This is a genomic window from Deltaproteobacteria bacterium, from assembly GCA_020845775.1.
Lineage (GTDB): Bacteria > Bdellovibrionota_C > UBA2361 > SZUA-149 > JADLFC01 > JADLFC01.
In genome coordinates, this window is the sequence record JADLFC010000068.1 from 1 (window position 1) to 10,160 (window position 10,160).

Here is a 10,160-nt window from a genome sequence, read left to right on the forward strand (position 1 = left end):
GCTATAAACACGTCGAACGATTAGCTAAGCTTAAGTATAACAGCTCTGACAGCCAATCTACCATGAGCGATTCGAGATCTGTGGATTCTACCTGGAGGTGCTCCGTATATTGAAGAGGAATATTGGCAGCAGTTTTCCCGTAAATAATTTCCAGCATAGCTAAACCGCTACTTTTGAAAAGTTCTTCCAAGCTACCACCTCGCACCTTCATCTGCATATCTGCGGTGTGATCGACAAATTCATATAACTGAGAGCTGTTGATATCGTTTTTTTCTTGCATATACGTATTGCTTATTTTGTCGCTAAGTATAAAATCCGCATGCAAACACAACAAATAGAGAACTGATTTCAGATTAACAGATCTTAGTCGTTTCGCTACAAAATAGCGGAGAAGAGTGTGTAATTAATATTATGGAGTAATAAAATATGAAAAAGCGTTTGCTCGTTGCTTTTGGTATCATGCTAATGCAAATACTGAATTTGGATTCGGCCGTAGCCGATCAGCCTGGTAAGGAGCGTTTTCCAGAGAGAATTCCACTTCCAGAGGCTGCGGAGTCTGGACAGCCAGCTGATGGAACACGAAGTGCGACTCTAGGTTCGGTTGACTGGACTTTTTCTGTATCGCCAGTTGTGACGATGATGTTTTTTGACGACGATCGCAATCGTCCTTTATATGGTGGTTATGTCGAAGCGCGGAGAAGCGATTTTCCAGTGAATCTGCGCATCGGTATTGAGGGCGCGCATTTCGATTCTGAAAATGATGCTTTAGTGGATGCCTTTGCTACATCAGGTTCAGGTGCTTCTGGGCCGGAGCTAACATTTATTAGAGTTCCTATCGCTCTTGAGTATTACAGAGAGGTAATGGATAATTTAACGCTATTTGCTGGTCCAGGGCTAGACATCATTCACATGGATAATTTCGCGGATGATACTGGAGTTGGCTTACATCTAAGTGGTCGTGCAGCCTATGAAGTGATCCAAGATTTGGTGGATGTTACACTTGAGGGCGGCTATCTATTCGCCGACGATCTTGAATCAGACGGTGGAGATGTAAACTTTGACGGAGCGTTTGTTTCTGCAGGCGTAGCCGTTAAGTTCTAGAAGTTGCGCTGCAAAACAATGAGGGAGGGGCTTTGCTGCTGCGCTGTCTGTGGATTCTTGTTCTGACAGTCGCCGTATCGTCAGAAGCTTTTGCACAGTATCCAGGGTTTAAGGAGGATCCGCAAAAGCTAATAGCGATGTTAAAGCGCAGCGAGCGCGGCCCCTTCTCTCGCATTTTATGGTTCTGTAGCGACGGAACTTCCCATCCTCCTTCCGCCGGTGCTTGCGAAAAGCACGGCGGCGGCATTCAGCACGGTGAATGGAATGAAGCCGTCAGGGGTTTACGCGAGAACGGTTATCTAATCGCCACGGTTTATGCTGCGCTTACTGAAGATGAAGTTAGTAAGCTAGGTGCAAACTCCCAAGATCTTTCTTCCCTTCTAATAGAACGCTTCCTCATAGAGCGAGATGACGGTTGGATATTTAACCGCGCGAGGTACTATCGCGGGGCGGCGCAGGTAGAGGATGAGGTCAACGGAAGTCAGCGGCTCTTACAGGCAATTTATGGCAGGGACGAAGTTGCTTTTCTCATGATGAGAGAAGCTGCGCGTTTGTTTCCACGAGAGGCCGACAAAGAGAGAGCGCAGAGCATTAGGTTTTTAGCTACTCAGCTTGCCAAGCGAGATATTCGTTTTTTACCTCTAAAAAATAAACTTCATTCTTATCCAGATTCGCGAGATGGAGAGAGGGTGAGAAAATTTTTGCGCGATTTTTCTCCGCGAGAAACAGATCCATATTGGAAGCTAATATCGCTTATAGAAGATTTCTACCTAGAGGCGAGAGATGGCACTAGGTTGCGAAGTCTCGCCGCGTCGATTTTTAACGGTTTTGATATTTCGGCGTTTGAAGAGCTGGAATTAAGCCTAAGATTTTTGACTTCAACGCCCGCATCCCGCTGGAGTAGAGGTCAGCTAGCTGAACTTCTTGCAGTTTTGCGCACCTCATTTGAAAGTGCAGAAGAAGTTCACTTTAAGAGCGCTCTAATGGACGCAAGTCTTTTAGCTGAAGAATTAATGATATTTAAGAATAGCGAGACACCAAGAGTTTTAAATAATCTTACGCGCGGCGATGCTTTAGACGAGTTGCAAAATTACCTGTTTTCCTTATACGGCATAGGCGTAATTTCGTCTCGAGAGTTTCAGTCCGCGCGCTATGCCGTAATGCGCGCGAAAAGTTCTGAATTTGTCGAACCATACTGCACCGAAATAGATTATCTCTCCCGGGCGCCTATATGGTCCCAAAATCGCTATCAAAAGGAATTTTCTCATGGTTTATCGCGCATGAGCAAGCTTGAACCGATTGCGAAAGAATTTGTGGTGGATCGCTTGCGCGGCGGAGTAGCTTTGCTTTTTTCTGAGCTTATGGAGCAATTAGAGGAAGACTGCGGTAATTTATTGGAGCGGGAGCACGTCATTTTTGATGAGACGGTTAGCCACGGGCTCGGTCGACTTAACCCTGGAATTGCTAGAGGTATTCTTTTTGAACCAGTGGAGGGCGGGGCAGTGCCGCTTGTGCCAGAAAAGTACATTTACTTAGTTGAGCACACTACAGCAGAGTTGCCGCCCGTTGCGGGGATATTAACTATGCAAGAAGGGAACATGCTTTCGCATGTTCAGTTGCTAGCGCGCAATTTGGGTTTGCCTAACGTAGTAGTTTCTTCTGAGTTAATGAGTCGACTTAAAACGCGCCTGGGCAGAAATATCGTCGTAGCAGCTAGTCCTCAGGGAAAGGTTTCTATTGCCGACTATGAAGAGAAATGGGAGGAAGTATTTAAGGGCTTCCGGTCGGAGCCATCTACTTCGATTGATGTGAATTTAAATAAGATAGACTTAAAAGAGAGAAGGCTATTGTCTCTCAGGCGTGTTGGGCAAAGCGATTCTGGGCGCATCGCAGGGCCTAAGGCAGCTAATTTAGGCGAACTTAAAAGGCGCTTCCCCTCCGTCGTTACGGAGGGGGTGGTAATCCCCTTTGGCGTCTTTAAAGCAGCGCTGGAGCAAATTCAAGTTCCAGACGGCAGGTCTATTTTTAGCTGGATGCAGAGTGTTTATCGGGATAATTTAGACCACAGTTTATCTAATCCAGTCATACGAGAAATGCTAAGCACTGTGCGCGAAGCTATCTTAGATTACGAGTTTTCGCCCGCGTTTCTCGGTGAGTTGCGCTCAGTGTTAGCGAAAGAGCTAGGGCCAATCGGAACATACGGGGTGTTCGTCCGCAGCGATACAAATGTCGAGGATTTGGCTAATTTTACTGGGGCGGGGCTAAACCTTACAATAGCCAATGTTAAAGAGTTTAAAGCTATTGTAGATGCAATTCGCCAAGTTTGGACTTCACCGTTTGCCGAGCGGGCGTACTCCTGGCGGCAGAGAAATATGTCAACTCCCGAACACGTTTATGCAGGTGTACTATTGCTAAAAAGCGTTCCGTCTGAAAAATCTGGAGTTCTAGTAACAGCAGATGTCGATAGGGGGGACGCCAATTTTTTTACCGTGGCGGCAAATGAGGGAATAGGCGGTGCCGTGAGCAATCAGTTGGCTGAGCTACTTACGATAGACAAGCGGACGGGAGATATTCGCTTGCTTTTGTCAGCCTCGGCGCCAACCAAGCGAGTGCTTGCGTATAAGGGCGGGCTAGATGAAGTGTTTGCGAGCAAAGGCGAACGCATTATGCAGAAGGCCGAGCTATCCATGCTAATTCGCTTTGCAGAGGAATTATTGCTTTCAGATCCACCTTTAGTCGATGAAGCAGGGGAGAGAGTGCCGGCTGATATAGAGTTTGGATTTGTGGGAGGCAGATTGCAGGTGTTTCAGGTGAGGCCGTTTCTTCATAGCAGGCATTCGGCAAAGAACTCCTATTTGATGACACTAGATAGTAAGAAGGACGGGCTTGCGACCAAGCGCGTAAATATGGATGAAAAGTTATTATTGCATTGATGCAAGTCGCCACCGGTTTTTGCTCTTAGGAGAGAGTTGTCTAACAAGGCGTTTTGTTTTGGCCTTTGTCCTAGCTGCTATCGCGTTTGGAATGTGTTTTAACTTTGGTGCGAAAACGGCGGGAGCTTATCCCCTAGATGCGCATGAGAGAACGGGAATAGAGCGATTGCAGGGGTATTACTTTGCACTTCACACTCCTCGTGGCAAGCAGAATATTGTTCCTGGCGCACGACTAAAGTCGAGTGAAATTACTTTAGGATTATTGGGGAAGACTTTTTATCTACCTGCCAAGCCCGATGTCAATTATTCAACGCGCATCAAAAACATGCTGGGGAAAAATGCGTCGCGTTATGGCATTGCGGTCTTAGATATTACAAATCCACAGGACATTCTCTTCGCGGCGCATAATGAAAATGCCATTTTCACCCCCGGTAGTGTGGGTAAAATTGTTGTGGCGTTGGCGGTGATGCAGAAGCTTGCGGATATTTATCCCAATGACATTGCAATGCGGGAGCGAATATTGCGCGAAACAAAAATCGTTGCAGATGATTTTATCTTATCGGATACACACGATGTGCCATTTTGGAATCTCGAGGAGGGGCGCCTAAGTTTTCGGCCTTTAGCGGTTGGGGATAGTGCAAATTTGTGGTCGTACTTGGACTACATGTTATCGGCTAGTTCAAATGCCGCTGGAAGTACTGTGATGAAACAGCTAATTTTACTTTCTCATTATGGCAGGAGTTATCCGCCTAGTTTAGAGGAGGAGCGTAGGTTCTTTGCGACGACAAAAAAGAATGCTTTAGGGGACATGCTTAGGCGGACATTGGACGAAGCGGTAAAGCGAAATGGCCTTTCAACCGGTGCTTTGGCGCAGGGAAGTATGTTTACTCGGCAGGGCAGAAATAAGGTGCCTAATGTTGGTAGTCGAGCCAGTGCAAGAGAGTTAGTTAAATTCTTGTTATTGTTGGAGCAGGGAAAACTAGTGGATGAATTTTCCAGCGCTGAGTTAAAGCGATTACTTTATATGACGCAGAAAAGAATTCGCTATGCCGCTTCGCCTTATTTGGAAAATGCTGCGATCTATTTTAAATCCGGCTCGCTTTATAGCTGTAGGCCGGAGAAAGGTTTCATCTGCAAAAAGTATGGCGGAAACGTTGAAAATACCCTAAATTCACTTGCGATTATTGAATACCCCGCAAAAGATATTCGCTATCACTATTTGGTGGCCGTAAACTCAAATGTGTTGAGAGAGAGCTCGGTTAGACTGCATAAGACGCTTGCGGCAAAGATTCAGAAGTTAATTGAAATGCGCCATGCTATGCGGGAGTAGAATCCGGTGTGGCAACACTTATCGCTCGGTAATCTTGTGCTAGAAAGTACAAGGAGAGAAGCCAGATCGCGCATACTGCTATTACGGTGCATGATAGATAGTAAGTAGCGAATTCCCAGGCAAGCCACTCCGTTAGCAGCAGTATAATAAATGAACCTAGTATCTTAAAGAATCTATACCCAAACATGTCTATGTATGACTTAAGTTGATATATAAGAACTGGACTTAGAGGTATATACAGTAGCTCTTTAGAGGCGCGGTTAATTGAATACGAAAGCGCGCGATCGCTTATTTTTAATAAGGATGCAATGTTTAATGTTGGTTGCAGGCAAAACGCGAGAGTGCTGAGAGTGACTACTAAAGGTTGAGCGCCCATACCTGCTATTGCTCCAAAGTAGTACTGTAACAATGGAGTAAGAGTTAGGTTTATTGCAAGTGCTGCAAAGTTAAGTGCGCTCATGGCAAATGAAATATAGGCCGTTCTATCTGAAAGTGAATTAAGATTAGTTTCTACTGTTTTTAAGAATTGAAATTCGACAATTGGTTCTATCAGTTGAGAAAAAAGAATAACCCCCGCAAGTATTATCGCGTAGCGGCTTTTTATTAATTGATTCCAGCTAATCTGAGTTTCTTGGTTAACTGACTTGCTGTGCGATTTGTCCAAAAAAAAGTGATATTTGTTCATCATCGCTAGTAACAAGAGAAGCGAAGCAAACATTGTGGCGCTAAGAAGTATTAGCTCTTGTGAAGGAAGTTTTAGGTAGGTAATTAAAGATCCGGCAAGATAACCTCCGAGCATGCCGCCGATGAGTCCGCCGCTTCCAATCAGTCCATACCACTTTTTCCCCTCGGAGGTTGGATATAATGCGCTTGTAAGACTCCAAAATTGTTCGACTAGGACTATGCTATAGAAATCCACAAGCAGGTAAAAAGCGCTTACTCCATAGCTGCTAGGCGTTGAGAGGATGGCGCGAAACAATGCTAGCAGTGCTACAAAGCTTGCTACTGAAAAAAATGAAATGCTATAGCGCGAAAAGTGCCGAAGAAGTTTTTGGTAAATTGGCAAAAAGAAACCAAGGAGTATGGCAGAAAATATCCAGATGCGCGGCAGATAGTCGCTTCCAACGTGCGCGAGAAAGAGTGTGCGCGTAAGTGGTTTAATTACGTAATAGCCCGTTATTATTAAACAAAACTCTAGTGATAATACCAGTGCCCGATAGAAATAGTTCGATAGAAGAGAGTTAGACATGCTAGAATTAATACTTAGCTATTGGCGTTTAGGGAAGGTTTTGTTTTTTGCAATTCGTTCAAGCACTTAAAGTTTGTTAGAGTCATTTTGTTATGAAACATTAGAACAGAGATTGCAGTTTGTAGAAGACGCCTTAGAGTTCACATGCGATGCTGGGATTAATTATCTTGAGACCAAAAGATTAATTGATAGCACTAGGGCAAGTAGATTAAAAAAATGACAACGTCATCGTAGGGAAGGTTTTGTTTAGGTTTCTCGTTCATGCGCCTATGTATTTTCTCATTAACCGTTTTTCTTTTTCTTGGTTCTTTTACTGCCTGTTCTCTATCTCAAGCCAAGTTGCCTAAGCACGATGTGTCGTGTCGAGGTGCTTTGGAGCTTGAGCAGAGTCGCGATAATTACTTGCAAGGGCGGCTGTCGGCAGTGATGGATAAGCTCGATCTTAAGGTGCTAGTCGAGGAGAAAAAAATTGGCGTTGCAGTAGTGGATGTAACTAGACCTTCTTGTCCGCGATTTGCTGGCGTCAATGAAAATCGCATGATGTATGCGGCAAGTTTGCCTAAAATTGCCATTTTGTTTGGGCTGTTTAAGCGCATAGAGGAGGGTGAGTTAAAGTGGGATAAGCGGTATCGAGCATTGGCGTCTAATATGATTCGCTATTCGTCAAACAACGCAGCTACTGAGTTATTTTACGCCGTGGGGCCGTCGTATATTAATAGTTTGCTGAGTTCCTCACGATATCATTTTTACGATGTGAATAACGGAGGTGGTTTATGGGTGGGAAAGGAGTATGGCAGTGCTCCGGCATGGAAGAGGGAGCCGCTAAAAAACCTTGCGCATGCCGCTTCTGCCATGAGCGTCGCTCGTTTTTATTACATGCTCGATACAAATCAGTTATTGGAACAGAGACTAACTGCTAAGATGAAGGCAGTGCTGAGCAAACCTGGGCTAAAGCATAAGTTTGTAAAGGCTATTATGCAGCGCCATCCGCACGCTAAGATGTTTAGAAAATCTGGAACATGGATCGATTTTCATTCAGATAGCGCGCTCATAGAACGCGGTGGCAGGCGTTATATTGCCGTAGTGCTAATGGAAAATTGCGACGGCGCTGAGCTACTCGAGAGAATTATAATTGAAATAGATAAAATTATTACTTAGGTGTTTAGTGCTGAACCGGTGAAGGTCTTAGTTTAGACCGATTGTCATTTGATATTAGAAACTTATCCTCTCGCGCTTCGTTTTTGCAAGTGCTGCATCTAACGACGTAGTGCAAAAATATTTAAGCTAATAGTTGTTTCGTTCGATTATTCTTTGGCAGTCAGGTAGCTGCAATTGAGATTAGTGTATTGGGGATTTAACAAGAGAGAAGGTTATGAAATTTAAATTATCGACCAAGGTATCTGCCTTAGTGTGTCTATCTATGCTTGCGTATCTCGTTGTCTCAGTTTTTCTTGTGCAGAGATATAGAGATGAGAGCAGACGAGCAGAAGACATCGTTGCTAACGTTACTATCTTGCAGGGTGTATCCCAGCTCATAAACAATTTACAAGTCGAACGCGGGATGTCTGGAAGTTACATGACTGGCGGAGCGCAGTTGGCGCAAGTTCAGGAAAGGCAGGCAAAAACCGACGAGGCTATAAAGGAACTAAAGTCGGTTATAGGACTCCATAGACTTCCGCCTGAAGAGATCCAGAAGGCTACCAGGTTTTTGGAGAGTCTTGAGTCCTTGAGGAGCAGCGTCGAGGCTAAAAGCGTAGCGCCAAAAGAAGCTATAGATCAGTACACTGCTAATGTCTTAGGGATGCTGGGGCTTTTTAGGCTTACGGCTGCAACTAGCGATGTGGCTGATCTCGGCAGGAGGGTTACGTCTCTTTCCGTTCTCGAGGAAGCCAAGGAGAATGCTGGCAAGTTTAGAGCAAATGTCACAGCGATTATTTCTAAGGATGAACCAATAGATAGCGCTAGACTTGAATCGGTTACAAATTTCAAAGGTGGCGTGGATGCATCGGTTAAATCACCAGCTCTACTCGTAACCGACAAGAATCTTGAAGCAATCAGGTCTTTTACTGTTTCACCACAGTGGACGCACGTTTCAGGTGTTTTTAGGGAAATCCTTGCTAAGTCGACTCAAGGAAAATATGGGAAGAATGCAAATGAATTCTTCCAAGCTATTAGTAAGGCGATAGAAGACTTGTGGGGAATTGTGACGTACGAGCAGGCCTACATAAAGGATTATGCTACAAAGATTGCGTCTGAAAAGACCGCGGCAGTTTGGATGCTAATCACTAGTGTCTTAGTCGTTTTTGGCGTAGTTGGCGTGGTATGCTTTTTCATTATTCGCGGAATAGTTAGGCCGATAGGTCAAATCATGGAGCAGCTCGATACCGGGGCGACTCATTTAACATCTGCGTCAAGTCAGGTCATTGCTTCTAGTGATGCGGTAGCTAGTGGGGCGCAGCAGCAGGCTGCGTCTTTAGAAGAGTCGTCGGCGACTCTTGAAACAATCGCTTCGATGGCGAAGCACAATTCGGAGTCAGCTCATAAGGCAAGTGTTCTTGCCGACAGCATGGGCAAAGTGTCGGAGGAGGGAGCTAAGGCCATGAGCAGGATGTCTAAGGCGATTCAAGACATAAAGACATCTGCAAATGAGACTGCTGACATATTAAAGATGATTGATGACATTGCGTTTCAGACTAACCTTTTAGCTCTAAATGCTGCCGTGGAAGCGGCGCGTGCGGGGGATGCTGGAAAAGGCTTTGCGGTAGTGGCTGAGGAGGTTAGGAATTTGGCTCAGCGCAGCGCCAAGGCAGCTAAGGAGACTAGCGATCGAATTAAGCGTTCGGTGGATCTGGCTGAGAATGGCGTGACGGTGTCTAAAGAGGTAGACAAGGTGTTAAGTGAGGTGAGGGATTCTTCCTTAAAGTCTGCTGAGTTAATTAAGGAAATAGCTAAAGCCAGTGGAGATCAGTCGAGTGGTATTAACGAGATTAGCAATGCAGTTGCTCAGTTAGACTCTGTAACGCAGGCAAATGCCGCTGCGGCGGAAGAAAACTCAGCCTCCAGCCACGAGATGGCTGCTCAGGCTCGACTCATGGAGAACATTGCAAGCAGGCTGGGTGGAATAGTGTATGGTTCACATGCCGATGATAGGAAGCAGTATAGCAATAGCGGCAGTGACATGAGCGTTAATGGATGCGATATGCCTGATACTGATGAGTGTCATGAGGTGCGAACCTTTACAAATAAAAGAGGCAGCAACTACGACGATACTGATCGCAGCCTAAGCATCATGCAATAATTCGCGTAGCTTGAAATTCAAACATAAGGCTTGATGGAAGGCTTTGCTTCTATCAAGCCTTATGCATAGTGTTCGTTGGGGCGACGTGGCATTACTTTTTAGACCAAGTGGAATCAAGTTGTTGCGTGCAGGCAAAAAACCTTAAAAAAATAAACCGCCTGCCACATAGGTTAGAGAAAACCTTTGCAGTTCTCTCTAACCTAAACGCCAGACTACCTAAGTTGTTATGCCTAGGTAGTCTAGCAACAC

At 45.1% G+C, this 10,160-nt stretch carries 7 protein-coding genes; 5 read left to right on the forward strand and 2 right to left on the reverse strand.

Features of this window, described 5'->3' with window-relative positions; genetic code table 11:
• Position 1: 1 nt before the first annotated feature.
• The gene (locus IT291_04520) at positions 2 to 280 is read right to left on the reverse strand and encodes an archease (protein MCC6220490.1); all 279 of its coding nucleotides are present in this window, start codon (positions 278 to 280) and stop codon (positions 2 to 4) included.
• A 146-nt stretch (positions 281 to 426) separates the two neighbouring features.
• Between IT291_04520 and IT291_04525 the strand changes: the two genes are divergently transcribed.
• The 3 genes from IT291_04525 (at position 427) to IT291_04535 (ending at position 5,364) form a co-directional block, all read left to right on the forward strand.
• Complete coding sequence (locus tag IT291_04525) at positions 427 to 1,101, forward strand: hypothetical protein (protein MCC6220491.1); 675 nt, start codon at positions 427 to 429, stop codon at positions 1,099 to 1,101.
• 32 nt (positions 1,102 to 1,133) lie between these two features.
• Positions 1,134 to 4,034: a phosphoenolpyruvate synthase gene (locus IT291_04530; protein ID MCC6220492.1), complete on the forward strand. Its 2,901-nt coding sequence runs from the start codon at positions 1,134 to 1,136 to the stop codon at positions 4,032 to 4,034.
• Between the two features lie 91 nt (positions 4,035 to 4,125).
• Positions 4,126 to 5,364: a hypothetical protein gene (locus IT291_04535; protein MCC6220493.1), complete on the forward strand. Its 1,239-nt coding sequence runs from the start codon at positions 4,126 to 4,128 to the stop codon at positions 5,362 to 5,364.
• Here the strand turns inward: IT291_04535 and IT291_04540 are convergent.
• Complete coding sequence (locus IT291_04540; GenBank protein ID MCC6220494.1) at positions 5,351 to 6,613, reverse strand: ATP translocase; 1,263 nt, start codon at positions 6,611 to 6,613, stop codon at positions 5,351 to 5,353. The two genes, IT291_04535 and IT291_04540, sit on opposite strands and share 14 nt — an antisense overlap.
• A gap of 261 nt (positions 6,614 to 6,874) precedes the next feature.
• On the opposite strand from IT291_04540, the gene IT291_04545 reads away from it, so the two are divergent.
• Complete coding sequence (locus IT291_04545; GenBank protein ID MCC6220495.1) at positions 6,875 to 7,771, forward strand: serine hydrolase; 897 nt, start codon at positions 6,875 to 6,877, stop codon at positions 7,769 to 7,771.
• A 214-nt stretch (positions 7,772 to 7,985) separates the two neighbouring features.
• Positions 7,986 to 9,911 carry a nitrate- and nitrite sensing domain-containing protein gene (locus IT291_04550; GenBank protein ID MCC6220496.1) on the forward strand — a complete coding sequence of 642 codons (1,926 nt, stop codon included), beginning with the start codon at positions 7,986 to 7,988 and terminating at the stop codon, positions 9,909 to 9,911.
• Positions 9,912 to 10,160 lie beyond the last annotated feature (249 nt).

Coding starts and splice junctions, on each gene's coding strand:
- IT291_04520 (MCC6220490.1), bottom strand. CDS start 280: ATGCAAGAAAAAAACGATATCAACAGCTCTCAGTTATATGAATTTGTC.
- IT291_04525 (MCC6220491.1), top strand. CDS start 427: ATGAAAAAGCGTTTGCTCGTTGCTTTTGGTATCATGCTAATGCAAATA.
- IT291_04535 (MCC6220493.1), top strand. CDS start 4,126: ATGTGTTTTAACTTTGGTGCGAAAACGGCGGGAGCTTATCCCCTAGAT.
- IT291_04540 (MCC6220494.1), bottom strand. CDS start 6,613: ATGTCTAACTCTCTTCTATCGAACTATTTCTATCGGGCACTGGTATTA.
- IT291_04545 (MCC6220495.1), top strand. CDS start 6,875: ATGCGCCTATGTATTTTCTCATTAACCGTTTTTCTTTTTCTTGGTTCT.
- IT291_04550 (MCC6220496.1), top strand. CDS start 7,986: ATGAAATTTAAATTATCGACCAAGGTATCTGCCTTAGTGTGTCTATCT.